We start from the raw sequence: 25,183 nt of genomic DNA, 5'->3' as shown, positions 1-25,183 counted from the left end.
TTAGTTAGTTAATAATTATAAAAGTTTGTATTCACCATGATCATCCGTCCTAACCAACACTGGTTCTTTCGTCTATTTGACTGGCATGGCTCAGTCTTATCAAAAATTACCTTCCGTTTAATGCTGAATATACTCATGTCTATCATCGCAGTTGTGAGTTATCAGTGGTATGAACACCTTGGTATTCATTTGACCGTCGCCCCGTTTAGCCTGCTGGGGATCGCTATCGCCATTTTTCTCGGTTTTCGCAATAACACCAGCTACAGCCGTTTTGTCGAGGCCAGAGCACTTTGGGGATCGTTATTGGTTACTCAGCGCTCGTTATTACGCCAGATTAAGAGTATTCAGCCAGATGAAACTCAGTTACATCAACAATTTTCTGTTTTGCTTATCGCGTTTAGCTGGAGTTTAAAACATCAGTTACGTGGCACAGATCCAAAAGAAGATTTATATCGCCTTCTGCCCACAGAAATATATGCTGAAATTATTCGCAGTCCGATGCCAACTAATCGATTGTTACTGAAAATGAGTCTTCTCCTCGGTGAATGGAGGAAAGGGGGGTTATTAAGTGATATTACCTATGAAATGATGGATAAGAACCTCAATGAGCTTTCCCATATTCTGGGTGGCTGTGAGCGTATCGCCAGTACTCCCGTGCCTTTCGCCTACACGCTGATACTCCAGCGAACGGTTTATCTCTTCTGTACCCTGCTGCCTTTTGCTCTGGTTACCGATTTACACTATATGACACCGTTTGTTTCAGTGTTTATTTCTTATGCTTTCTTATCATGGGATGCGCTGGCTGAAGAGTTAGAAGATCCATTCGGAACTTCACCTAATGATTTACCCCTCAATGCAATTTGTACCGTCATTGAACGCCATCTGATGGAAATGAATGACCAGACGCCATTACCGGCTTTATTGCAACCTAATGAAAAATTCAATTTACTCTGATTATTCACCTTCATTTGATTAAAGGCCGAACAGCAGGCTCGGTTTTAATGTCTTTCCCAAAAAACGAGCCTGAATCCATGTATTATATGAGGCGCTGAGATTCTGAATCCTTCAATGCGGTCAGCGATAACTTCACCGGAACAGATTTGGATGTGGGTGTACCTGTACCATAACCAAAGCTGTCCATCGGTACTAACGGATTGGTTTCAGGGTAATAAGCGGCAAGGTTACCGCGCGGAATAGTGTAGGGAACTAATTTAAATCCACATACTTTACGCTCAATACCGTCATGCCAGATGGTCTCGATATCAACCAGATCGCCCTCCTGATAGCCCGACTGAGCAATATCTTCCGGGTTCATAAACAAAACTTCCCGTTGACCATAAACGCCACGATAGCGGTCGTCTAAACCATAGATGGTTGTGTTGTATTGATCATGGGAGCGCAAGGTTTGCAAAGCAAAGGGAACTTCTTCTCCATCAATTTGGGGAAACAGTGTGTCTGGCAATGGTGCATGGCTAAATTCAGCTTTTTTACTCGGGGTCTGAAAACGCAGCTCTGCCGCCGCATTACCGAGATAAAAACCGCCCGGATGTTCACATTTTTTATTAAAGTCAGCAAAACCGGGAATAGTTGCGCTAATGTGATCACGGATTTTGTTGTAATCTCCGGCTAATTCCAGCCAGTTAATTGTTGGGGTATTGCCTAAGACCGCACCAGCAATGCCCGCAACAATCGCAGTTTCAGAACGCTGTGTATCAGATAGTGGTTTGTTTATCCCTTCAGAAGCATGCACCATGCTGAAAGAATCTTCTACCGTAACAAACTGCGCACCACTAAGCTGAATATCCTGTTCTGTACGCCCCAGTGCCGGTAGGATAAGAGCATCTTTTTTACCGGTAACAAGATGACTGCGATTTAATTTCGTACTGATATGAACAGTCAAATCGCAATGCCGGAGTGCTTCCTCTGTACGTGGGCTGTCAGGCGCAGCAGCAGCGAGATTTCCCCCCAGCGCAATCAGTACCTTCACTTCATCACGTAACATTGCCTCCAGCGCTTGCACCACATTATGACCATGAGCACGGGGAGGTTCAAAACCAAAGTGATTTGCCAGACTATCAAGGAAAGCCTGAGACGGTTGCTCATTAATCCCCATCGTCCGGTTTCCCTGTACGTTACTGTGACCACGCACCGGGCATACACCAGCACCGGGTTTACCTAACTGACCAAACAGTAATTGCAGGTTTGTAATCTCACGGACTGTATCAATAGAGTGTTTATGCTGAGTAATCCCCATTGCCCAGGTGCAAATCACACGTTCAGCATGCAGATAAATATCCGCTGCCTCGCGTAGCTGTTGCTGCGTCAGACCTGATTGTTCCTCTATAAATGACCATTCAGTAGCAGCCACTTCCTGTAAATAAGCCTCCACACCTTCGGTATGAGCCGAAATAAAGTCTTGAGCAAAAATACCTGCGGCTCCGGCAGCTATACGAGAGTTATGAACTTCCAGCAACGCTTTGACCATCCCCCGCACAGCAGCCATATCTCCGCCTAATTTAGGCTGATAATAACGATGGCTGATATTGCCTGCCATTGGAGTAACAACTTCGAGGGGTTTTTGTGGATCAGCAAAGCGCTCTAAGCCGCGTTCACGTAATGTATTGAAGGTGACAATTCTGGCTCCGTGTTCTGCCGCGTGCCGCAGGCTATGCAGCATCCGTGGGTGATTTGTTCCGGGATTCTGCCCAAAGACAAAAATGGCATCTGCATGATCAAAATCATTCAGACGAATCGTTCCTTTACCCACTCCCAGACTTTTCAGCAGCCCGTAACCGCTGGCTTCATGACACATATTTGAGCAATCAGGAAAGTTATTAGTCCCCAGTACCCGGCCAAATAGCTGATACAACCATGAGGCTTCATTACTGGCCCGACCGGAAGTATACAGCTCCAGCTGGTTCGGGTTTTCCATCCCATTAATGTGTCTGGCGATCAAAGAAAAAGCCTGCTCCCAGCTAATAGGCTCATAGTGATCTGTCTCATGGTTATAGCGCATCGGTTCAATAACGCGCCCTTGATATTCCAGAAAGTAATCACTTTGTTCGTAGAGTTTGCTAACACTATGTGTGGCAAAAAACTCCCGGTCTACATAACGCCGGGTGGCTTCCCAGGTAACTGCTTTCGCGCCATTTTCACAAAAGCTGAAAAGGCTTTTGTTATCATCACCCCATGCACATCCCGGGCAATCAAAGCCTCTGGGTTTGTTCATGCGCATTAGATTAACCATGTTCTTTAATACTTGTTTACTATCAAAGACAAAACGTGTTGTTGCCTCCAATGACCCCCAACCTCCCGCTGCGGCGTGATAGGGTTTTATTTTTGATTTGAATTTCATAACAATCTCTATTTTTAACCTGGTGGTCAAAGAATTGGCCACGGATTGGCAGATGAATCAGGAACGCCGAACAGATTTATTGTGATACTTATTCCGTTCTTATACAACGAGAAAACCGAATTATCTTCCTGTTGATACAGTGACCTGCAATGTGACAAATATCACATTGTCAGATAGCATATTTTATCTGGTTAAAATAAATACAATGATAAGACGTTAACAAAGTAAAGTATTGTTCATTTTTGCTTCAATTGTGAGCGCTTTTTATACTTTCTCAAAGAGACAACTTGAAAGACAAAAGATATCTACTGCAAAATAACGAACAAGCCGAACATTTGGGAAAAATAATAGCGTGGTGTCATATGTACTATCGTGATGAGTTTGGTTTTTTGCTTTTAAATAAAAAAGATAAATTAGACTATTACAGCCAGCAAAATACTTTTATTAAAAATAAAACCACTGCTTTGACTGTTTATAATGAAATGACAAAGAAAACACCATTATGGATACGTTTGTCTTTTGCAATAAGAGATAAAATATCTAGTCTCGCAGGTGTTGAAAAAATCAATGGGTTCTCTGGCGGGCATTTAGAAGAAAACGTACAGGAAGGAAGCTCTATTGATTTTTTTAAGATTATCCGTATCAGTGATAATGAATTATGCCTGCTATCAGAAGATATACACTTAACCGTTTTAGTCTCCCTGAATGTTTTATCAAGTAATAATCAGGGAAAAGGCGATAAAGTCACTGTCACAGCATCCGTTATTACCCATAATTTTTTTGGGAAAATGTATATGATCCCGGTCTCTCTTGCACACAGTATTATTGTAAACAGCATGCTCAGGAAGATGACACTTCCCTGACCGACTGAATTTAATCGGTTATCACATATTCTCCACCACAAAGTAAACAAACGTGCCGACATAATTACCAATAACATAACCAACTGTACCAATGACCATAATCGGCCCGACCAGGGAATTCCAGCCACGGCTGATTGCCATTGCTGCCGCTGTGGTTGGCCCGCCAATATTGGCATTACAGGCAAGAATATTTTCTTCCAGACTAAATTTAAATACTTTCCCTGCTGAGAAAGTAATCAACAAGTTAATCATGGCAATAATAAAAACAAAGACAAACAGCAATGGCGCATTGCTGATTATAGCGTGGACAGATGCCGGTATGCCGATAACAACAAAAAACATATAAATAGCGTAAGTGCCTAATTCCTGCGTACCATTAAGATTGCTGAAGGTTTTTTTGAATATCGATACCAGAATAAATGTCACTGTAGTAAGAAGCAGGTATTTGTCTGATATTAAACTGAAAATAAGTTCCTGATAGATGCTGGCAGGCTTCCCGAACAGCGCCTTTAACCATGATGAAAGATGGAATGACAGCGCGACAATAAAAATTGACCATGCCAGTGCCAAGGCGATATCTTTCAGAGCAATATTTTTCGGTTTCCAGTAAGCAGCAGCTAAAGTCCGCGATTTATCCAGTTCCGGATTATTGTCAATCGCATCAGAATAAGGGCTTCCCCAGAATTTCCTTGCCACTGACCAGCCAGATATAACCATCAGGATAATAAAATAAGCAGCCATCATCATATGGTCAGCAACAATAGTGGATGCCGTCATACTTTCAGATGGTGCTAATTTGGCTGCCATTGCGGCAAAGTTAACCCCACCCCCCGTATAAGATGCAGACATCATCCCACTGATTTTATCCAGCTCAGGGATATAACCCCTGAGTAAGTGAAACGCGATCACTGTGCCAATCATCGTCGCGACAGAGGAAATCAAAAATAATATCAATAACCGCCAGCTGCCGGTAATCAGATTATGTAAATTGGTTTTAAATAACAGCAACGGAATTGCTAAAGGGACGATATATTCCCAGACAACATCATAAGCGGGTGCTTCAGTCGGAATAATATGTAAGTTAGAAGCAAAAATAGCGATGACCAGAGCAATAACAGCGCCCGGTATTTTAGTGGCCCATTTATATTTCTGCTCCAGCATAATTGCAGCTGCTACCGCAATCATAATAAAAGCCCACAGCATTAATGAATTATCAGCGTCAATTAAGGTATTTTTCATTATATAATTTAACCTCTTATTCTGTTCAGGCCGATAATATTCTATATTGTGCTGCCTGATTCTCTGATGCCTTCCACTGCACCATAAACAGCCTGATCATTTTTATAGAATGCCCATAAAGCATTACCATAATCGTAATGCCACCACTCAGTCGGCAGGTTAGTAAAGCCAGCCTGAAGCATAACGTGATGCAGTATCCGACGGTATAATACTGCCGGCATGTTTGTATCCGATGCTTGTTCTAAGGCTGCGGTGTAAGACAGATCATCCACTTCATCAAATTCTGTGCCCATAAACAATGCCTCACCAGAGGCAATATCAAACAGCGTCACATCCACTGAACCCCCTGTCAGATGAGGACTAACCGGATTTTGCTCAGTCGGGGCGGGTGCCACAAACTGCTCCAGCAATTCTTTTTGTTCTTCAATGGATAAGTAGCTGTACTGCTGCGCAATGGTAGCCCGTGTTTTCTCCTGCAATGCAAGCTGAGTTTCTCGTGAACGCCACCCATCCAAAACTAAAAGCCCTAAATGAGCAGGCAATAATTGGGAGGCCTGTATTAATTTTTCAGCCACACTTTTCCTTACTGCACAATATTCAACAGCGCCATTGACACCAGCAAGAAAATAAACCGGTTTCAGTTTTATTTTATCTGTTTCATAAATAACTTCTAAAGGCTCATGACATTCATTAATAGATATTTTATTAATGGTTTCCCAGTCAAAAATCTTTTTTGTACTAATTTTCCGCTCAGTAAAAGAATGCAGCATATTAACCTTCATATTCTTTTATGTTTTCACTTAGTTATATTTTAATAATCTTTATTAATTATTTAAATAAAAGAGACTTTAATCATTAATTTTATTTATTTTAAAATAACAAGATATTTACAGACTAGCAACAAAGTCAAAAGCTATCAAATTTTAATTTTCTTTCTGTTGAACAGGTTAAATACCATTTAAAATTGTGTCGGTTACACAAGATGCAATGCCAAATCTTATATGACAAAATATGTGTAGACATCCCCTAATATCCGGAGGAAGAATACCAGACGGTATTCACAACACAACATGACTCAAGAGCATCCACAAGACCATCAGCTGCAAGTAGAAGCCATTAAATGCGGCACAGTTATCGACCATATTCCGGCTCAGGTCGGTTTTAAATTATTGTCTCTCTTCAAACTCACAGAAACTGATCAGCGTATTACTATTGGCCTGAATTTGCCTTCCAATCACTTAGGAAAGAAAGATCTGATCAAACTCGAAAATACCTTCCTGACAGCCCAGCAGGCAAACCAGCTCGCTATGTATGCCCCACATGCAACCGTCAATAACATTGAAAATTATGTCGTCGTGAAGAAAATGCCAATCAACCTGCCAGAACAGATTGACAGTATCCTTGTCTGCCCTAATGGTAACTGCATCAGCCATAATGAGCCTGTAGAAAGCAGCTTCCATGTCATGGAAACGGCAAATGATGTTATCGTTCGCTGCAAGTACTGTGAGAAAGAGTTTGATCGTCAGGCTGTTATCAACAACGATTAAGATCCCGCAGTTGATGCCGGGCCGAGTGACACTATAATAAAGCCTTCTCAACATATACCCTATGGATTTCGAGTTGTATCGCGGCGGCAAAGGAGAAAATCCCCTGAGCATAGATAACTATGCGACTGGGGTGCGCGAGTGCAGCCAACAAAGAGGCAACTTGAAAGACGACGGGTATCTTTAATTCTGACGTTAAACAGGAGTTCCTAATGTCACGTTCCATTCATACCGAAAATGCACCAGCCGCAATCGGCCCTTATGTTCAGGGTGTTGATCTGGGCAGCATGGTTATTACTTCCGGCCAAATCCCTGTTGATCCAAAAACAGGGGCTGTTTCTGAAGATATTACTGCACAAACTCGCCAGTCACTGGAAAACGTTAAAGCCATCATTGAGCAGTCTGGCCTGAAAGTTGCCAATATTGTGAAAACGACTGTGTTTGTTAAAGACCTGAATGACTTCACTGTTGTGAATGCCGCTTATGAAGCGTTCTTCACTGAACATAACGCGCCATTCCCTGCACGTTCATGTGTTGAAGTTGCTCGTCTGCCAAAAGATGTAAAAATCGAAATCGAAGCGATTGCAGTACGTAGCTAATTCATAGCGTTATCAACCCTGATAGGCTCAATATTGGGGTTGGTTGCTCTTTTTTGCCTATATCTCTTTCCAGAACAACTTTCCCTTTCTTTGTCTCAGATCAATTTATTGAGCGGTATATTCGCTTCAAAATTCCACATATTGTGCTTAAATATAAAATAATCACTACATATAGTGCTTATGCACAAGGTTATCCACACAAAGTTAAAAACTAGCCATTATGCAACTGTCGTTGTGATAGGCACTGCAATAGTCGTTACGATTTATCTGGTGGATAACATACTGAGGAACCCTATTGTGAAAACGGTTGTGATGCAGCGTAATGACCATCTGGTTAACATCGAGGAAAATACTCTCCACGGATGGCATGATCGTCTAGATCAGGAAATACGCGGACTGATCGAGCAAAGTGATCTTCCTTTACTCAATGAAAATGCGAATAAAGATGCCAGAGTGATCCCTACTCAGCGTGATTTGCTGGCGGGGATCGTTGCCAGACAGTATGCCAAACAGCATATGCTGCCGAGTGATGTCGTTCTGGCACATGAGAAAGGCGAAATTCACTACCATGATCTGGATTATGCGCCATTTTTCCCGATGTTTAACTGCATGTTGGTCGATTTAGCAGGGATGCTGACCCACGGCTTTAAGATGGGAAATGCTGAAATTGAGCCGCCAAAGTCGATCTCCACAGCGACTGCCGTCACAGCCCAAATTATTGCTCAGGTCGCCAGTCATATTTATGGCGGCACAACCATTGACCGCATTGATGAAGTGCTTGCGCCCTTTGTTAAAGCCAGCTATCACAAGCACCTGATTATTGCTGAAGAGTGGCAAATCGCAGATAAGAAAGCTTACGCAGAATCCCGCACGGAAAAGGAATGTTACGACGCGTTCCAGTCTCTGGAATATGAAGTGAATACGCTGCATACCGCCAATGGGCAAACGCCGTTTGTAACATTCGGGTTTGGGCTGGGAACATCAGAAGAATCCCGTTTAATTCAGACGGCTATTTTACGCAATCGCCTCGCTGGTCTGGGTAAAAACCGCAAAACGGCAGTATTCCCAAAACTGGTTTTTGCCATCCGTGATGGGCTGAATCACCGGTTTGGCGATCCCAACTATGACATCAAATTATTGGCGCTGGAATGTGCCAGCAAGCGTATGTATCCCGATATTCTGAATTACGATCAGGTGATTAAAGTCACCGGATCATTCAAAACTCCGATGGGTTGCCGAAGTTTTCTGGGCGTTTATGAAAAGAATGGGCAGCAAATTCATGCCGGGCGCAATAACCTGGGAGTTATCAGCCTGAATCTTCCCCGTATTGCAATTGAAGCAAAAGGTAATGAAATGCGTTTCTGGCAGTTATTAGATCAACGCTTGCTGGTTGCCAGAAAAGCACTAATGACGCGCATTGAGCGACTGGAAAGTACCAAAGCACGGGTTGCCCCTATTCTTTATATGGAAGGAGCCTGTGGCGTAAGACTAAAAGAAGATGACAGTGTTGCCGAAATCTTCAAACATGGGCGGGCTTCTATTTCGTTAGGGTATATCGGTATCCATGAAACGATTAATGCGTTATATGGTAACCATACTCATCTATTTGATAATGAACAGCGCCGGCAAAAAGCACTCGTTATCGTTAAACATCTGCGTAAAGCCACCGATGAATGGAAACAGCAAACCGGCTATGGCTTCAGCTTATACAGTACGCCGAGCGAGAGTTTATGTGACCGTTTTTGTCGTCTTGATGTCGCTGAGTTCGGCGTAATCAGCGGAGTTACAGATAAAGGCTATTACACAAACAGCTTCCATTTGGATGTAGAGAAGAAGGTCAATCCTTACGATAAACTGGATTTTGAAGCACCATACCCTCCGTTGGCGAATGGTGGTTTTATCTGCTACGGCGAATATCCCAACCTACAACATAATTTAAAGGCACTGGAAGATGTATGGGATTACAGTTATTCCCGTGTTCCTTATTATGGAACCAATACCCCGATTGATGAATGCTATCAATGCGGTTTTACCGGAGAGTTTTCCTGTACCAGTAAAGGCTTTACCTGCCCTGCTTGTGGTAATCATAATTCAGCCGAGGTTTCCGTGATAAGACGGGTTTGCGGATATCTTGGCAGTCCTGATGCCCGCCCATTTAATACGGGTAAACAGGAAGAGGTAAAACGCCGCATTAAACATCTCAATCATGGGCATATTGGCTAATATCATGAATTATCATCAATATTATCCGGTCGATGTGGTCAACGGCCCCGGAACCCGCTGCACTCTGTTTGTCGCGGGTTGCTCCCATCAGTGTCGTGGCTGCTATAACCAGACGACGTGGCGGATTGATTCTGGTCATCCTTTCACTCTGGCAGTTGAAAATCAGCTCATTGCTGATCTGAATGATTATCGTATCAGGCGACAAGGGCTATCATTATCCGGTGGCGATCCGCTTCATCCCGATAACACAGCAGCAATTCTCAGGCTGGTCAAACGGGTCAAAAGAGAGTGCCCGGATAAAGATATCTGGCTATGGACAGGCTATGTTCTCGACGAATTAAATGAACTTCAGCAGGAGATTGTCAGCCATATTAATGTGTTAGTTGACGGGAAATTTGAACAGGAACAACAGGATCCGATGCTGATCTGGCGGGGCAGCCGTAATCAGGTGATTCACTATCTGCGCTGATATTAACGCCGCCAGTATAATTTTTTGCCAAAACCAAGCGAATTATCCACCATTTTGATCTCATTCAGGTTCAATTGCCAGATAGGTGTTTTTGCCGTTATCGCAACAGGAAACTGGTGGCAATAAGCCGCTCTGGCAACAGTTTCATCTTTACCTGTCAGAGCAACAACCTCACCACGAAACTGAATACCTTTGATCTGGGAAATATTGTGCGTTTGCTCTGCAATCGTTCCCGCCACGATGGCATTTTCCTGCATTATTTTACCGTGACGCGTGTCAGCTTCAGTCATAAACCAAAGAACCATTTTTTCAGCGTCAAAGAGATAGAAACAACTGGCACACCAGAGATCCTGAGATGAAGAAGTACAAAGTGTGAAGACATGTTGATTAGCAAGATACTGACATATTATTAATTTTTTTTTATCCGATTCCATCTGTTTATATACCGTTATATTTCTGCCTTTTAATCAGAACACGCTGGATAGCTTCCAGTTACGTGTTCTGATATTTATCTAATAAATAAGTATAGTCTGGGATAACTATAAGTTATTTATAGATTTCAGCAACACCATACAATTTATTTTTGCCGGTTGCAGAAATAATACGGAAAGATTGGGCTCCAGCTTTATCAGCTTTTTTGGATAATGCCTCAGTCAGACTATCCAGCGTTTCCGCTCCTGCTACAGAAACCACACCAATCTTCTCTCCATCAGCACTTTTAACTTCGGTTGCTGCAAATGAACCAAATGAAATAGCACTTAATGACAACACGGCAGCAATAAATTTCACGTTTTTCATCTTTAAATCCTCTGACTACTTGTAAATATAGGAGTTACCCTTTGTGATGCGGATCAATTTATACGCTTATCAGAAAAATGATAATTAGCAATTACTGCTATTCTTATTCAATAATTTTGAATTGAAAAAATGCTAACCTACGGTGAATAGACATATAATTTAATATAATCCATAAGTTATAATTGTAGAAATGTAGTCATTAGGATGATAGCCAATAAATGCATTAATCTTTATTGTTATTAATACATTGGAAATAACTTAAGAAAAGTAATGAATATTAAAGAATCTGATTGGTATCTTTACCTGATAAAAATGCGGAATGGTTCATTATATACTGGAATTACGACAGATGTTTCTCGCCGTCTGGCTCAGCATACAGCCGGAAAAGGAGCAAAAGCGCTGAAAGGAAAAGGGCCATTAACGTTGGTCTATCATAGCGCAGTGCCAGACAGGAGTACGGCTTTGAGACTGGAATATCGGGTAAAACAACTGAGTAAGCAGCAAAAAGAAAGGCTGGTGACTGTCCAGCCTGTCTGTATAGTTACCTACCTATCATAGGTTCTGTTAACTGAGTTTTGTTAACTTACGTGTTGCCATAAGAATACCGGTAACATGTCATACGTCAGCAAAATGACGGGAATACGTGACCAGACCATGGCAATCATCCAGCGAGACATCTGCTAGTGTGTAAACCTGAAAATATCGTTCACAACCAGGCCACTGGCAATGTAGTTGATACTCTTCAGCAAGCCTGAAACCAAATCTCTGATAATATTCAGGCTCACCAAGTACAACAACTGCCCCATAGCCGAATTCATTCAGGCTGTCCAAGCCTTCATATACCAGCTTCTCGCCAATCCCCTGACGACGGTACGATTCGGCCACCGCCAATGGCGCTAACCCAACCCAGTTATGATCCTGTCCATTGACATCAACCGGTGTAAAACCAACATAGCCAATCACGTGACCTTCATCGTCAGTCGCAACAACACCCAGTGTCAACAAGCCATCTTCTCTTAGCTTGTGGACTAACTCAGCTTCTGCCGATGTCTCAAAGGATTCCCGCAACAAGCGATCAATCCCCATAGCATCAACCGGAATTTCGACCCTGATTAACATGACGATAACGCGCGATCGTGCTGATCAGCGCCCTCTTTCTGTTCCATTTTGATAAATTCAGCTAACTATAATAAATCAAAATGGATAGTGGATTTAACCTAATACAAGCCAGTTCCTTTTTCATAAAAAGGAATTTGTTATTCTGCCAAAATACTGAGATATTTCCTGATGCTATCTCAAAAATCCATCATAAAAATTGGTATTGAGATGCAGTAAATCAGCACCTGAAACCTTTACACGGAACCTGTCCCAAATCAATATATTTTCACTATCTCTCTGACGATAATTCGAGATTATTATTATTTCCTTCTCAGGTGTTTCATAAATCCTCTCAGCTCCCGTAATTCACCATTACGTAGCATCCCAACCAAGATCCCCAAGATCATATAGATAACCCCTAGGAGTAGGATCATCGCGATATCCCCTAGCATACTTTGCAAAGGCATATTCATTTGGTTCATCCCTGCGATAATTTTGGTTGCCCATGTGGATGGTAAAGCGGATGAGATTACCCTTACCCAATCTGGCATTGCCTGTATGGGCCAGGTGGTGCCGGAAATATAAAATACTGGTGTAGTAATAAATGCCAGTGTCAGATAAATCATTTCCACGCTGCGTAAGCACTCTGTAACCAGTTTGCCCAGCCCCAGTACCGCCAGCAGGAATGGAAAAGTCATTAATAGTAATTGATAAATTGGTGCATCCTGCCTGTATCCCAGAATCCACGGCCATAGCACAAAAAAGATGACAGATAAAAACAACCAGATAGGCAACAGTGCGGACAGCGCTCCCAGATAGACAGGTAGCGGGGGCTTGCCTTTGGGGGTTTCACGTATAGCGATGCTGACACGCACACTGGCTATCAGTAGGGAGTGCTGCAAAAGCATGACTAATAATCCGGGGAAAACAATGGCGGCATAACTCACCCCCGGATTGAATAATCCGACTGTTTCTCCTTTGATTGGCTGTAGCAGAACCTTCACCTGTTCTGTACTGAACCCTGACTTCAAAAGTAATTTTGTATTGTATTCTGATAGTAACTTTTGGTAAGCCAGTATCAAATCCTGTTGAATCTCTCCGTTAGCCAGACGGTTAGTCGCATCACCATAAACCGGAACTGTCACGTTTTTCCCGCCTAAAAGACGCTTCTCGAAATCTGTCGGGATGATGATAATGGCAAATATTTCCCGATGCAGCATGTCAGCACGGGCATCCGCGAGACTGGCATAATTTTTGGTTTCTACTTTTGCTGTCGCATCAACGTGACGGATCAGCGCACGGCTCATATGGCTATTATCCTGATCAATAACTGCGACGGGCAGATCCCATAATGTGGGTTTAACGTAAACCAGACTCATGACGCACAGAGAAACAATCAACATCAGCCACATGGGTTTTTCCAACATTGACAACAATACCGTGCGGAAAGTCTGCCAGTACATTTTCCAGTTATTCATTTTCCGGCTTCCCCTGCATTATAGGCTCTCCCCAGACTGACTAAGCCGTTTCCACAGGCGATTGCGAACCAGCAAGGCACAAACCAAAGGGTAAATTGCCAGTAACATGCAAACGTAAACGATGATTTTTAATGACACTTCCCGTAAGAAAATATCGAACATCGCATTTAAAGCATGGGTTAACGGTTCCAGATTTGAAATAAGCCTTGCTGGCCACACCATCGATAATTCAGGCATAACCATACCGGAAAACGACATTGCGATACTCACCAGCATCCCAATCAGGGTATAAGCCGTTATTGCACTGTTGGTAAAAGTAAACAGCAACAGGCCAATACTTTGAGCTGCAATCACATAGAAAAACCCGACCACAGGCATATAGAGCGGGTTGCCTGCGACTTTGGCATCAGAAAATGCCACCAGCGCCATGATTTCTACCATCAACAACAGGGTAAAAGTGACTGTATGCGGGGCCAGTTTCCCTATTAAAGCCGGTACAAAAGATTTTTCGCTCAGGAGGTGTTTACCTCTCGCCATGGTATAAATCGTACCGGTTACAACAAAAAGCTGTAATAAATGGATGGTTGCAGCGAATTGCTGATAGTAAATATAGCTGCCACTGGCATTGAACAGACTGTCATAAGACATGGTCGCTCTGGCAAGCGGAGGGAGTTGACGGCCAATTTCAGATGCGATGACACTGCGATATTTGGCATTCGTTTCTGCCATCAACCCACTGAAATCCACAGACGCATAACGACCCGCACCATAAAACAGCGCATTGTAATACATCCTCACCGTTGGCTGTTTCCCACTCAGCGCATCTTTTTCAAGATCAAAGGGAAGATAGAGCAGAGCATAATCCTCTGCGCTACCCAAACGCTCTAATGACTCAGCCAGACCACCATTATAAGTTTTGATATCTGCATGGGGCGCTGCATTCAGATTACGAATCAACGATCGTGATAAGGAACTGTGATCATTATCCACTGCTGAAACAGGCAGGTTTAACAGCGTCCCTTCCGAAAAGGTGGCACTGATTAAGATAAACAGCAACAACGGAAACAGCCAACTCAGCCAGTGAAAAACCGGGCTACGGGATGCAACCTTCAGTTCCTTATTAAAGGCCTGTTTGAAGATATTCCATTCATGAGCATGCCACCTAAAACTATTCCATCCGAAGCTGCTCCATTTAACACCAAACCATCCACCTTTTCTGTTCATCAGCCTGCCACCTTAGCGACCCCAGAGCCATAACGCACTCATACCGGGGCGCAGACCATCAACCGGTTGTGATGGGTATAAACGTACTTCAAATGTTCTCAGATCGAAGTCCCCTGTCGCACGGGTTGCACGTTTTGTCGCATAATCTCCCATTGGCGCGATATAACGCACTTCTGCCTCAACCTCTTTGTTATCCAGCGCCGGTATACGCAGTTTAACTTTGTCACCTTTGCGTACTTTAGCCAGAATATCTTCACGCAGGTTATAGACGAAGTAGGTTTCGGGAATACGTACGAGGGTTGCCAGTGGGCTACCTGCATTAAAAAGCTGACCGACTTCTGCCGGAAGTGGCCCGATTTCACCAGCAACAGGTGCTGTTACCTGTAAATCATTACTCTGGATTATTAATTCCCGTAATTTTTCTTCCGCTTCATTCAGTGCAGCCTGATACTGTTGCCTCAGTTCAATACGATCGCCATTTTTTCCCGCTTCCAGCTCTGCTTTCGCTGCCAACATTTTCTGATAGGCGATATCGCGGGCATTTCGGGCATTATCCAGTTCACTGGCGGATGAATAGCCTTTAACTGAAATATTGCTCAGCCGTACAAATTCACGCTTTGCATTGTTATAGCCAAATTCTGCCTGTAAAAATGCAGCTTCCAGACTACGGATATTCTCTTCCCGTGTACCACTGATGGATAAATCGAGTTTTGCTTTGGCCTGATCACGGGCTGCCTGAGCGGCGGCAACTTTTGCAGCCAATTCAGGGCCATCAAGACTAATCAGCAATTGCCCTGCTTTAACATCGTCACCTCTCCTAACGTGAAGCGCGGCTACACGTCCGGATGCTTTGGATGTAATGATGACTTCAGGAGCGTCTACCTCTCCCTGTAACAATAAATCCTGATGATGTGAACGAAAAAGTACAGCCATTGCAGTCAGAAAAATAATCAGCAATATTGTGAAAAGTGTTCTTTTCTTCATTATGTTTTGTAAGCTCCAAACATACTACCCGAACAAAACTCGTCGGAGATTTACGGCATTAAGTTTGCTGCACCCATTCAACGACACTGTCTTAATCTGTCGTTTTAACCCCTAATCTCTATGATTCGTTTCTTATCGAATGACGATTAGTTGCCTAGTGTGACACTATTTTCACAAATCCTTTTTAGAAATTCGTGCGCTTCATCATTGACAAAAGTTAAATACTTTGCTCAATCATTTATAACATTATATACCTAATCAATTTTTAGGGGCGGCATGGAAGAGAATTAATCAATTTTCAGAGTCGAATTTCCTTACTTAATACTTTTTATAATTAAAATTAACTTATCAATTAATATTTTATTATAAATAAAAGAATCGCCCTTATTTTTCTTTGCATCTAAATACATTTCGATAATAAATCAAAGTAGCAATACTTAATAAAATGAAAATGAAAACAAAAACCAGTAATAATTAGCAATAGATATTTAATTGTCAAAAAATTCATTATATTTAGAATTATTTTATTCCTTCATCAGATAATTCCTTATCATGTAAATAGGCGCTCTGCAACGCTATGGGACAATTGATATAATCCATAAAATCAAAGTGTTGCAAAATAATGAAACAGGTATAAATTACTTCTTAATTATTCTATTTCTGGCTCTCTTTTTTTATCTTAAACAGCTAATATAGAAAGTGGTGTTGACCAAAAAATAAATTTATGCTGGAATAAAAAACCATATATATTATATATGCCAGATAAATAATCCGTGCATTAATTAGCTAACAGAATTTTTGCTAGCTCATTTGTGATGCCTTAAATAAGGTAATGTCACTTTGCCATTCTTTTATACCGTCATCACCTGACGCTTTTACTGTTACAGGTCTAATATTTATGTATAAAAAATTTGATGAGCCGTGGGTAAAAAATCAGCAAACCGTGCTGAAACGAGTAGCCTGGGTAAACATTATTGCCCAGTTTTCGTTTCCACTGGCTGGCGCATTTGCTCCCACTATCGCCATGGCTGAAACACTGACGACTTCTCAATATGCTCCTTTGATAGCAATACCGACAGAGTCTTATATTCTGAAGCCAGGAGAGACTATTTACACAATTGCTAAACGCTATAGTTTCACTATTGATCAACTTAAAGAAATAAATCAGTTACACGCTTTCCATAAGCCATTTTCAGAACTTAGTGCAGGTGATGAGATTAACGTTCCCAAACCTCGCCCTAATAAGTATTTACCCTTCAATTACTTTTCATCGGCACAATTCGTATCAAGGCCGGTTGAATCTGGGCAGATGGAATCAGGGCCGTCCTCCGAAACCAATGGCACCGGCAACGCTCTGGCAAATTCCGCCACTCGCATCGGAGAAATACTGAGCAGCGATAACGTAGGCAACAGCGCAATCAATCAGTTAAGTAATCTGGCTGTAGGCGAAGCTAATCAACAACTCCAGAATTGGTTGGGGCATTATGGTACAGCGCGGGTACAGGCTAATATTGATCGACGTGGTCATCTGGATGGCAGTCAGCTCGATATGTTGCTGCCTCTGTATGATAGCGAGAGTAAAATAAATTTTACTCAGTTTGGCTTACGCCGTATTGATAAACGCAACACCATTAATTTCGGTGTCGGGCAACGACAGTTTTTTGATAGCTGGATGTTGGGCTACAACGCTTTTCTGGATCACGATTTTACCGGAAATAATACCCGGTTTGGCCTCGGTGCAGAATATACTCGCAATTATCTGAAACTGGGAATTAACGGCTATTTACGCTTAAGTAACTGGAAAGAATCACGCTTCCTGAAAGATTATGATGAACGCCCTGCTAATGGGTTCGATCTGAGAGCACAGGGTTATATCCCCACTCTGCCGCAGCTTGGGGGTAAGCTGGTATATGAACAATATTTCGGTAATGAAGTCGGATTAATCAATAAAAATCACCGCGGGAAAAACCCGGCTGCGTTTACCGCAGGCATTAACTATACCCCTATACCACTACTGACTTTTGGTATCGACCGCAAACAGGATATGTCCGGCAATGGAGATACGCAGTTCAATTTAGAAATGAATTATGAAATCGGTACTCCGTGGTCAAAACAGATTAATCCTGATGCCGTTGGTTTCAGTCATACTCTACAGGGTAGCCGTTATGATCTCATTGATCGTAATAACCAAATCGTTCTGGAATACCGTAAACGTGAAGTTATCCGCCTGACATTAGATAGCCTGATTTCCGGTCATGCCGGTGAAATAAAACCAATTCATATTAGTGTAAACAGCAAATATGGATTGAAAACGATTCAGTGGGATGCAGCAAGCCTGCTCGCCAATGGGGGTAAAATTGAACGCCAAAGTGACAAGCTCTACCTGCTGACACTACCTAAGTATCACCATAGTGGTAACAATGCTTATACCATAAGCGCGATTGCTTATGATGAACATGATAATGCTTCCAAACGGGCAGAGACTCAGATTCAGGTGCTACAAGCAGAGGCAAGCGTTGATAAATCAACATTCACAGCAAGAGATCACGAGCTGTCCGCTGATGGTCGTTCCAGCACCACACTTAAATTGATGCTACGAGATGGCAATGGCAACCCGATTCCTGACTCTGCAGAAGATCTCAAATTCGTCAGCAGCGAACTAAGTGGGGCAGGGAAAGCGCCAACAATTGGAAAAATCAAAGAAACTCAACCGGGCACCTATGAAGCATTACTCACTGCTGGCGAAAAAATAGGTGTACTGACAGTAACCGCTAAATTCAAAAAGCTGAATTTCACACCAATAGAGATCACGTTCTTCCATCCTGATAAACCCATCATTAAAGATGTCAGAATGTCAGGCCGACTGGAAATGGGCCACACTCTCAAAGCAACCTATACCTTCAATGCCAACAGTGGAGAAAGTACAGACAAATCACGCTATGTGTGGGGAGATAAAGGAAATATTGATATTACTAAAGGCTCAACAATTACTGAATCAGGTAAAATCCCCGCTTATACACTGACACTGGAAGATGCAGGCAGAGTCAAGGCTCTCGTTGTTCAGGCACAAAATGGGCTTAATATTACTGGAAATACAAAAATGATTGATACCAGTATGGGCCAGGAACAGGGTAATTATACCTATGGCGGCACAGAAGGCGGCAAAATCAAAGGCATTGCAGATAATCTGAAAGTCACCATCAATACTGGCAAAGCTAAAAAAGGCGAAACAATCACTCTGAGTGTGCAGACATTCAATCACGGCCAACCCGTAAGGAATGTTCCGATAGAGGTAAAAACCACTGAGGCACTGAATCGTCAGAACATTCATCAGGCAGTGACACTACAGATCAATGGTAATGCCGGTCACTATCAGGGAGTCACTGGTGATAATGGCACATTATCCCTTCCCCTCACCGATCCACATGGTCTGGGGGTCAAAACAACATTACAAGTAGCAGGATATGGCGTTTCAGCACTGCAAACTAAGAATGTTATCTTTACCGTTGCAACCAGCCCTGATTCTCAATATGCAAGTTTCTGGGGACATATGGCCGATACAGCGACAGGGGCGAATGGACGTGTCTTTAGCCGACCTCTGCTACAAGCAGAACTGGATGCTATGGGGATGAAAGGAATGACGACATACACCGAAAATGGTGAACACTGGCCGCGCCGTATTTATCAGGGATCCGTGTGGTATTGCCATAAAATACATAAAGAATTACCGACAAAAGAAGATCTGCTCAACCTGTACCAAATCCACCAGAAGAATGAAATGCATGATCTGTACGGATGGCCACAATTCCGTTCTTATCGTTCTTCAACACCAGGAATAGATGGAGACGGTAAAAATGCCCATTTTGCCGTCAATATTGATGACGGAACAGCGCATGTTATCAACGAAACAGTGACCGATTACGTTATCTGTATATAGTCCTTCTGCTCATTTTCCGAGCAAAAATCCGCCCTGCTCAGGGCGGATTACCTGCTTTCCATCCAAAATTACGTTAATTCCCGCTATTCTATTGACGATGTTAAATTCAAACTTTGATAATAACTGTATAAATTTATTTATAATTATCAAATCCACTGTGAAAAAAAATGTATGAATTTAACCTCGTGTTATTACTTCTCCAGCAGATGTGTATTTATCTGGTAATTGCCTGGCTGTTGAGTAAAACACCTCTGTTCATCCCTCTACTGCAAGTGAGTGTTCGCTTACCTCACAAGCTGATGTGTTATGTCATCTTTTCCATCTTCTGCGTGATGGGAACCTATTTTGGCCTGAATGTGAATGATTCTATCGCCAATACCCGCGCTATCGGCGCTGTGCTCGGTGGTTTACTTGGTGGGCCGACTGTTGGGGCAATGGTCGGATTCACCGGGGGATTACATCGCTATTCTCTGGGTGGAATGACCGCATTCAGCTGTATGGTATCAACAATCATAGAAGGCGTACTTGGCGGTTTTGTCCATATTTATTTAATGAAGCGCGGCAGGATCAATAAATTACTTAATTTATGGACTGCGGCTATTGTGACTTTTTTTGCAGAATGTGCCCAAATGGGAATTATTCTGCTGTTTACTAACCCCTTCAGTGAAGCACTCCAGTTAGTAAAAAATATTGCCGCTCCGATGATTATCGCCAACAGTATCGGCGCTGCCATGTTTATCCGTATCTTGCTGGACAGGCGGGCTATCTTTGAAAAATATACCAGTGCCTTTTCTGCTCAGGCTTTGAAAATTGCAGTGTGTACCGAAGGTATATTACTGAAGGGATTTAATGAAATTAACAGTATGCGTGTGGCAAAAGTCATCTATCAGGAACTAGAAATCGGTGCTGTGGCAATTACAGATCGGGATAAGTTACTGGCGTTTATTGGGATTGGCTCAGACCATCATCTGCCGGGCACTCCCATTGCCTCTGAGCAATCACATCGCGCAATAGCCAATAATGAGGTCGTCTATGCCGATGGCAATGAAATCCCTTATTGTTGCTCTCTAAACCCCACTTGTAAGCTTGGTTCAGCATTGGTTATCCCTCTTCGGGGTGAAAATCAGCAAGTCATCGGTACAATCAAATTGTACGAAGCCAAAAACCGCTTATTCAGTTCAATTAACCGGACGTTAGGGGAAGGGATTGCCAGCCTGCTTTCAGCCCAAATTCTTGCCGGGCAGTATGAGCGGAATAAACAATCTTTGCTGCAATCAGAAGTAAAGCTGCTTCACGCGCAAGTAAATCCTCACTTTTTATTTAATGCCCTGAATACATTGCAGGCCGTAATACGACGTGATAGCCAACAGGCAGGCCAGCTCGTACAGTACCTTTCAACATTTTTCCGCAAAAATCTGAAACGTCCGGAAGACATTGCCACACTGCAAAATGAAATAGAGCATGTGAATGCTTACTTACAGATTGAAAAAGCGCGCTTCTGTGAACGCCTCCAGATAACCATAGATATCCCGGAATCACTGCGCTACGCCAGATTACCCGCATTTTCCCTGCAACCGATGGTCGAAAATGCAATTAAACATGGCACATCACAGTTACTGGATACGGGAAGAATTACGATTAGAGCCTACCAGCAAACCAATCTGTTATTGGTTGAAATTGAAGATAATGCAGGGTTGTATTGCCCACAAAAATTGGGGGATGGGCTTGGGATGAGTCTGGTAGATAAACGGCTGCGACTTCGCTACGGTGAGCACTATGGCGTCCGTGTTGATTGCCAGCCAGAAGAATTTACCCGTGTCATTTTGTGTTTACCATTGGAAGAAGAAGCTGATAAGAAAACGTAAATATGAATGTATTGATTGTTGATGATGAGCCACTGGCTCGCGAAAATCTACGCTGCCTACTGGCAGAAGAAACGGATATTCAAATCATTGGTGAATGCGCCAATGCAGTAGAAGCAATTGGTGCTATTCATCGCCTGAAACCTGATGTGGTTTTCCTTGATATTCAGATGCCCCGCATTACCGGGCTGGAAATGGTAGGTATGCTCGACCCGGAACACCGCCCCTATATCGTTTTTCTCACGGCTTTTGATGAATATGCGATACAAGCATTTGAGGAACACGCCTTTGATTATCTGCTAAAGCCGCTGGAAAAAGAGCGGTTGAGCAAAACATTACAGCGACTGCGTTCAGGCTATCAAAAACAGCATCTGGCAGACTTACAGCCAGAAAGTGAGCAGCTGAAATATATTCCCTGCACAGGACACAGCCGGATATGGCTGATGCAACTGGATGAGGTGTTATACATCACTTCACGCATGAGTGGTGTCTATGTGATGAACACCAATGGGCAAGAGGGTTTTACGGAATTAACTCTGCGTACACTGGAAACCCGTACTCCCCTGACCCGCTGTCATCGCCAGTATCTGGTCAATATGACACATCTGCGGGAAATTGTTTTCGGGGAAAACGGTCATGCAGAATTAGTTTTACGCAATGATGCACGTATTCCCGTCAGCCGCCGTTATTTAAAACCGCTTAAAGAAGAACTGGGATTGAATTAATCATTTTGTCTGCACCCTATCTATACACAATGGATTTCAAAATGCATCGCGGCGGCAAGGGAACTCATTCCCGGGAGCATAGATAACCGTATGTTTATAAAAACGGTGATTGGGGTGAGTGAGCGTAGCCAACAAAGAGGCAACTTGAAAGACGAAGTGTATAAGCCAAAATCAAATAAGGATATGTATGGTCGATCTCTACCTGAAAATTAAAACCAATCAAATGACCCTGAAAAATCTCAATAATCAAAAAGAACTGAGTATTACAGGAAATTTCAGCACTTCTCGCTTATTGGTTGGGGATTTCTATGATGCAAAGCTGCAATTGGATTCGTTGTTTAAACAACATGGTCTGATGCGATTTATTGAGAGATTTCTTGGGCGCAGACATCGGCTACTTATTCATCCATTGGAACAATCCGAAGGTGGCCTTTGCTCCGTAGAAGAACGGGTATTACTGGAAATTACGTATGTTGTCTCCAGAGCAATTATCCAAAAAATGATTATCCATCAAGGTGAGTGCTTACTTTCAGATGCGGAAGTTAAAGATATTCTGGACCAGAAATAGCCTGAATAAAAAAAGAAAAGCCCTTTCTCCAATAAGAAGAAAGGGCTTCTTTCTATCTAATATTTCAATGCGTTATCACTAACACAAAGCAACACTCAATGGTGTATTACACGTTACCATTGCTTGGTTGCTGGCGGCGACGCTGACCACCGTTGAAATCATCATTGCCACGGCCACGGAAAGAACCGCGCTCACCGCCACCACGACGTTCATTGTTATTAAAGCGACGACCACCACCGTTGCCGTTGCCAAAACCGTCACGATCACGACGTGCACCGTTACCGCCGTTACCACCATTACCGCCGTTACGACCACCACCACGACGCTCACGACGTTCAAATGGCTGTGCATCACCTAACAGCTGCATATTCAGTGGCTTGTTCAGAATACGGGTACGAGTGAAGTGCGACAGCAGATCTCCCGGCATACCTTTTGGCAGCTCAATGGTAGAGTGAGTTGCGAACAGTTTGATGTTACCGATGTAACGGCTGCTGATATCACCTTCGTTAGCAATCGCACCAACAATGTGGCGAACTTCAACACCATCATCACGGCCCACTTCAATACGGTACAGTTCCATATCGCCAACATCACGACGCTCACGACGAGGACGATCACCACGGTCGCCTCTGTCACCTCTATCGCCACGGTCACCGCGATCACGCTCACCGAAGCTATTACCATTACGGCGACGGTCATCACGATCATTGAATTCACGACGAGGACGACGGACAGGATCTGGTGGCAGGATCAGTGGGCGTTCACCCTGTGCCATTTTCAGCAGTGCTGCTGCCAGTGTTTCCATATCCAGTTCTTCACCGGTACCCAGCTTAGACAGCAGAGCGCGGTATTGATCCAGATCGCTGCTTTCCAGCTGCTGCTGAACGTTACCTGCAAACTTCTCCAGACGGCGTTGGCTCAGCAGTTCTGCATTTGGCAGTTCTACTTCTGGAATTGTCAGCTTCATTGTACGTTCAATGTTACGCAGCAGACGACGTTCGCGGTTTTCAACAAACAACAGCGCGCGACCTGCACGGCCTGCACGGCCTGTACGACCGATACGGTGTACATAAGACTCCGCATCCATTGGGATGTCGTAGTTAACAACCAGGCTAATACGGTCAACGTCCAGACCACGAGCAGCAACGTCAGTCGCGATCAGAATATCCAGACGACCGTTCTTCAGACGCTCCAGAGTCTGCTCACGCAGAGCCTGATTCATATCACCGTTCAGTGCCGCAGAGTTATAGCCGTTACGCTCAAGAGTTTCTGCCACTTCCAGAGTTGCATTCTTGGTACGTACGAAAATAATCGCTGCATCAAAATCTTCTGCTTCAAGGAAACGTACCAGTGCTTCGTTTTTACGTACACCACCGTAAACAGACCAGTAGCTCTGGCTGATATCCGGACGGTTGGTTACGCTGGACTGGATACGAACTTCCTGTGGCTCCTTCATGAAACGACGAGTAATACGACGAATCGCTTCAGGCATAGTTGCTGAGAACAGAGCAGTCTGATGTTCTGCCGGGATCTGGCTCATGATGTTTTCAACATCTTCGATAAAGCCCATACGCAGCATTTCGTCAGCTTCGTCCAGTACCAGACCTTTCAGGTTGGACAGATCCAGCGTACCACGCTTCAGGTGATCCAGCAGACGACCCGGTGTACCTACAACAACTTGTGGCCCCTGACGCAAAGCACGCAGCTGAACGTCATAACGCTGTCCACCATAAAGTGCTACAACATTCACACTGCGCATGTGTTTAGAAAAATCTGAACATGCTTCAGCAACCTGTACCGCCAGTTCACGGGTCGGTGCTAACACAAGGATCTGTGGAGCTCTAAGCTCAGCATCAATATTATGCAGTAGAGGTAAGCTAAATGCCGCAGTTTTACCACTACCAGTCTGTGCCATACCCAGCACGTCACGACCATTTAATAGGTGAGGAATGCATTGCTGTTGAATTGGAGAAGGCTTCTCATAGCCCATGTCTTGCAACGCAGAAAGAATAGGTGCTGATAACCCTAAATCAGCAAAAGAGATTTCAGTCTCAGTGGTCATGTAATGGTGCCTCATTAATCGTGGCGGCCAGTCTACATAACACAGTGAAAAGAATTTCTGTCATTTTCATTTAAAATGTGAACTGGCTCAAATTATGTTATTAAACGAACAAACAAGCCCCCACCCCTTAAGATGTGGACTTAAAAATCTGTCGT

At 43.3% G+C, this 25,183-nt stretch carries 21 protein-coding genes; 11 read left to right on the top strand and 10 right to left on the bottom strand.

Annotated elements, in window-relative coordinates; all coding sequences use genetic code 11:
- Positions 1-36: 36 nt before the first annotated feature.
- Entirely contained in the window at positions 37-954 is a 918-nt protein-coding gene (locus tag AACS90_RS01325; RefSeq protein WP_099120040.1) for a bestrophin family protein, read from the top strand.
- Between the two features lie 82 nt (positions 955-1,036).
- Here the strand turns inward: AACS90_RS01325 and AACS90_RS01320 are convergent, their stop codons facing one another.
- A complete protein-coding gene (locus tag AACS90_RS01320; RefSeq protein WP_099120039.1) occupies positions 1,037-3,355 on the bottom strand; it encodes an FdhF/YdeP family oxidoreductase in 2,319 nt (772 codons plus the stop codon).
- A gap of 287 nt (positions 3,356-3,642) precedes the next feature.
- Between AACS90_RS01320 and AACS90_RS01315 the strand changes: the two genes are divergently transcribed.
- Positions 3,643-4,218, top strand: coding sequence for a DUF2867 domain-containing protein (locus AACS90_RS01315; protein ID WP_153043628.1), 576 nt, complete (start codon positions 3,643-3,645; stop codon positions 4,216-4,218).
- A gap of 21 nt (positions 4,219-4,239) precedes the next feature.
- Here AACS90_RS01315 and AACS90_RS01310 read toward each other — a convergent pair whose 3' ends face one another.
- Complete coding sequence (locus AACS90_RS01310) at positions 4,240-5,457, bottom strand: DUF819 family protein (RefSeq protein WP_099120037.1); 1,218 nt, start codon at positions 5,455-5,457, stop codon at positions 4,240-4,242.
- Between the two features lie 41 nt (positions 5,458-5,498).
- Positions 5,499-6,227, bottom strand: coding sequence for a M15 family metallopeptidase (locus AACS90_RS01305; RefSeq protein ID WP_193757095.1), 729 nt, complete (start codon positions 6,225-6,227; stop codon positions 5,499-5,501).
- Positions 6,228-6,527: 300 nt separating this feature from the next.
- On the opposite strand from AACS90_RS01305, the gene pyrI reads away from it, so the two are divergent.
- From pyrI to nrdG, 4 genes are all read left to right on the top strand, one after another.
- Positions 6,528-7,004 carry an aspartate carbamoyltransferase regulatory subunit gene (gene pyrI / locus AACS90_RS01300; protein ID WP_099120035.1) on the top strand — a complete coding sequence of 159 codons (477 nt, stop codon included), beginning with the start codon at positions 6,528-6,530 and terminating at the stop codon, positions 7,002-7,004.
- Positions 7,005-7,213: 209 nt separating this feature from the next.
- The gene (gene ridA / locus AACS90_RS01295) at positions 7,214-7,600 is read left to right on the top strand and encodes a 2-iminobutanoate/2-iminopropanoate deaminase (protein ID WP_086955166.1); all 387 of its coding nucleotides are present in this window, start codon (positions 7,214-7,216) and stop codon (positions 7,598-7,600) included.
- 180 nt (positions 7,601-7,780) lie between these two features.
- Complete coding sequence (gene nrdD / locus AACS90_RS01290) at positions 7,781-9,823, top strand: anaerobic ribonucleoside-triphosphate reductase (protein WP_099120034.1); 2,043 nt, start codon at positions 7,781-7,783, stop codon at positions 9,821-9,823.
- Positions 9,824-9,827: 4 nt separating this feature from the next.
- Positions 9,828-10,292 carry an anaerobic ribonucleoside-triphosphate reductase-activating protein gene (nrdG, locus tag AACS90_RS01285; protein ID WP_099120196.1) on the top strand — a complete coding sequence of 155 codons (465 nt, stop codon included), beginning with the start codon at positions 9,828-9,830 and terminating at the stop codon, positions 10,290-10,292.
- Between the two features lie 2 nt (positions 10,293-10,294).
- Here nrdG and AACS90_RS01280 read toward each other — a convergent pair whose 3' ends face one another.
- Together AACS90_RS01280 and bhsA are read right to left on the bottom strand one after the other, a co-directional pair.
- Complete coding sequence (locus AACS90_RS01280; RefSeq protein ID WP_099120033.1) at positions 10,295-10,726, bottom strand: YhbP family protein; 432 nt, start codon at positions 10,724-10,726, stop codon at positions 10,295-10,297.
- A 112-nt stretch (positions 10,727-10,838) separates the two neighbouring features.
- Complete coding sequence (bhsA, locus tag AACS90_RS01275; RefSeq protein ID WP_099120032.1) at positions 10,839-11,090, bottom strand: multiple stress resistance protein BhsA; 252 nt, start codon at positions 11,088-11,090, stop codon at positions 10,839-10,841.
- 276 nt (positions 11,091-11,366) lie between these two features.
- On the opposite strand from bhsA, the gene AACS90_RS01270 reads away from it, so the two are divergent.
- Complete coding sequence (locus tag AACS90_RS01270) at positions 11,367-11,648, top strand: GIY-YIG nuclease family protein (protein WP_099120195.1); 282 nt, start codon at positions 11,367-11,369, stop codon at positions 11,646-11,648.
- A gap of 57 nt (positions 11,649-11,705) precedes the next feature.
- Here the strand turns inward: AACS90_RS01270 and AACS90_RS01265 are convergent, their stop codons facing one another.
- The 4 genes from AACS90_RS01265 to AACS90_RS01250 form a co-directional block, all read right to left on the bottom strand.
- The gene (locus AACS90_RS01265; RefSeq protein WP_099120031.1) at positions 11,706-12,209 is read right to left on the bottom strand and encodes a GNAT family N-acetyltransferase; all 504 of its coding nucleotides are present in this window, start codon (positions 12,207-12,209) and stop codon (positions 11,706-11,708) included.
- 299 nt (positions 12,210-12,508) lie between these two features.
- Entirely contained in the window at positions 12,509-13,666 is a 1,158-nt protein-coding gene (locus AACS90_RS01260; RefSeq protein WP_099120030.1) for an ABC transporter permease, read from the bottom strand.
- An 18-nt stretch (positions 13,667-13,684) separates the two neighbouring features.
- Positions 13,685-14,890 (bottom strand): ABC transporter permease, encoded by a 1,206-nt coding sequence (locus AACS90_RS01255; RefSeq protein ID WP_099120029.1) that lies wholly within the window; start codon positions 14,888-14,890, stop codon positions 13,685-13,687.
- Positions 14,891-14,902: 12 nt separating this feature from the next.
- Positions 14,903-15,874 (bottom strand): HlyD family secretion protein, encoded by a 972-nt coding sequence (locus AACS90_RS01250; RefSeq protein WP_099120028.1) that lies wholly within the window; start codon positions 15,872-15,874, stop codon positions 14,903-14,905.
- A gap of 898 nt (positions 15,875-16,772) precedes the next feature.
- Between AACS90_RS01250 and AACS90_RS01245 the strand changes: the two genes are divergently transcribed.
- The 4 genes from AACS90_RS01245 (at position 16,773) to AACS90_RS01230 (ending at position 22,966) form a co-directional block, all read left to right on the top strand.
- On the top strand, positions 16,773-19,811 hold the full coding sequence (locus AACS90_RS01245) for an inverse autotransporter beta domain-containing protein (protein WP_099120027.1): 3,039 nt from the start codon (positions 16,773-16,775) through the stop codon (positions 19,809-19,811).
- Between the two features lie 167 nt (positions 19,812-19,978).
- Entirely contained in the window at positions 19,979-21,676 is a 1,698-nt protein-coding gene (locus AACS90_RS01240; protein WP_099120026.1) for a sensor histidine kinase, read from the top strand.
- A gap of 2 nt (positions 21,677-21,678) precedes the next feature.
- Positions 21,679-22,398, top strand: coding sequence for a two-component system response regulator BtsR (gene btsR, locus AACS90_RS01235; protein WP_099120025.1), 720 nt, complete (start codon positions 21,679-21,681; stop codon positions 22,396-22,398).
- 187 nt (positions 22,399-22,585) lie between these two features.
- Positions 22,586-22,966, top strand: a complete 381-nt coding sequence (locus tag AACS90_RS01230) for a hypothetical protein (RefSeq protein ID WP_099120024.1) — start codon at positions 22,586-22,588, stop codon at positions 22,964-22,966.
- 106 nt (positions 22,967-23,072) lie between these two features.
- Here AACS90_RS01230 and AACS90_RS01225 read toward each other — a convergent pair whose 3' ends face one another.
- Entirely contained in the window at positions 23,073-25,028 is a 1,956-nt protein-coding gene (locus AACS90_RS01225; protein ID WP_099120023.1) for a DEAD/DEAH family ATP-dependent RNA helicase, read from the bottom strand.
- Positions 25,029-25,183: the final 155 nt, after the last annotated feature.

Origin of the sequence: Xenorhabdus sp. KK7.4, from assembly GCF_963876465.1 — a bacterium.
Classification (GTDB): Bacteria; Pseudomonadota; Gammaproteobacteria; order Enterobacterales; family Enterobacteriaceae; genus Xenorhabdus; species Xenorhabdus stockiae.
This window is presented reverse-complemented; position numbering and strand designations above follow the sequence as displayed.

What these genes read in the sequence shown, in the direction of transcription:
- AACS90_RS01325 (WP_099120040.1), top strand. Translation starts at nt 37, where the DNA reads ATGATCATCCGTCCTAACCAACACTGGTTCTTTCGTCTATTTGACTGG.
- AACS90_RS01320 (WP_099120039.1), bottom strand. Translation starts at nt 3,355, where the DNA reads ATGAAATTCAAATCAAAAATAAAACCCTATCACGCCGCAGCGGGAGGT.
- AACS90_RS01310 (WP_099120037.1), bottom strand. Translation starts at nt 5,457, where the DNA reads ATGAAAAATACCTTAATTGACGCTGATAATTCATTAATGCTGTGGGCT.
- AACS90_RS01305 (WP_193757095.1), bottom strand. Translation starts at nt 6,227, where the DNA reads ATGCTGCATTCTTTTACTGAGCGGAAAATTAGTACAAAAAAGATTTTT.
- pyrI (WP_099120035.1), top strand. Translation starts at nt 6,528, where the DNA reads ATGACTCAAGAGCATCCACAAGACCATCAGCTGCAAGTAGAAGCCATT.
- ridA (WP_086955166.1), top strand. Translation starts at nt 7,214, where the DNA reads ATGTCACGTTCCATTCATACCGAAAATGCACCAGCCGCAATCGGCCCT.
- nrdD (WP_099120034.1), top strand. Translation starts at nt 7,781, where the DNA reads ATGCACAAGGTTATCCACACAAAGTTAAAAACTAGCCATTATGCAACT.
- nrdG (WP_099120196.1), top strand. Translation starts at nt 9,828, where the DNA reads ATGAATTATCATCAATATTATCCGGTCGATGTGGTCAACGGCCCCGGA.
- AACS90_RS01280 (WP_099120033.1), bottom strand. Translation starts at nt 10,726, where the DNA reads ATGGAATCGGATAAAAAAAAATTAATAATATGTCAGTATCTTGCTAAT.
- bhsA (WP_099120032.1), bottom strand. Translation starts at nt 11,090, where the DNA reads ATGAAAAACGTGAAATTTATTGCTGCCGTGTTGTCATTAAGTGCTATT.
- AACS90_RS01265 (WP_099120031.1), bottom strand. Translation starts at nt 12,209, where the DNA reads ATGTTAATCAGGGTCGAAATTCCGGTTGATGCTATGGGGATTGATCGC.
- AACS90_RS01260 (WP_099120030.1), bottom strand. Translation starts at nt 13,666, where the DNA reads ATGAATAACTGGAAAATGTACTGGCAGACTTTCCGCACGGTATTGTTG.
- AACS90_RS01255 (WP_099120029.1), bottom strand. Translation starts at nt 14,890, where the DNA reads ATGAACAGAAAAGGTGGATGGTTTGGTGTTAAATGGAGCAGCTTCGGA.
- AACS90_RS01250 (WP_099120028.1), bottom strand. Translation starts at nt 15,874, where the DNA reads ATGAAGAAAAGAACACTTTTCACAATATTGCTGATTATTTTTCTGACT.
- AACS90_RS01245 (WP_099120027.1), top strand. Translation starts at nt 16,773, where the DNA reads ATGTATAAAAAATTTGATGAGCCGTGGGTAAAAAATCAGCAAACCGTG.
- AACS90_RS01240 (WP_099120026.1), top strand. Translation starts at nt 19,979, where the DNA reads ATGTATGAATTTAACCTCGTGTTATTACTTCTCCAGCAGATGTGTATT.
- btsR (WP_099120025.1), top strand. Translation starts at nt 21,679, where the DNA reads ATGAATGTATTGATTGTTGATGATGAGCCACTGGCTCGCGAAAATCTA.
- AACS90_RS01230 (WP_099120024.1), top strand. Translation starts at nt 22,586, where the DNA reads ATGGTCGATCTCTACCTGAAAATTAAAACCAATCAAATGACCCTGAAA.
- AACS90_RS01225 (WP_099120023.1), bottom strand. Translation starts at nt 25,028, where the DNA reads ATGACCACTGAGACTGAAATCTCTTTTGCTGATTTAGGGTTATCAGCA.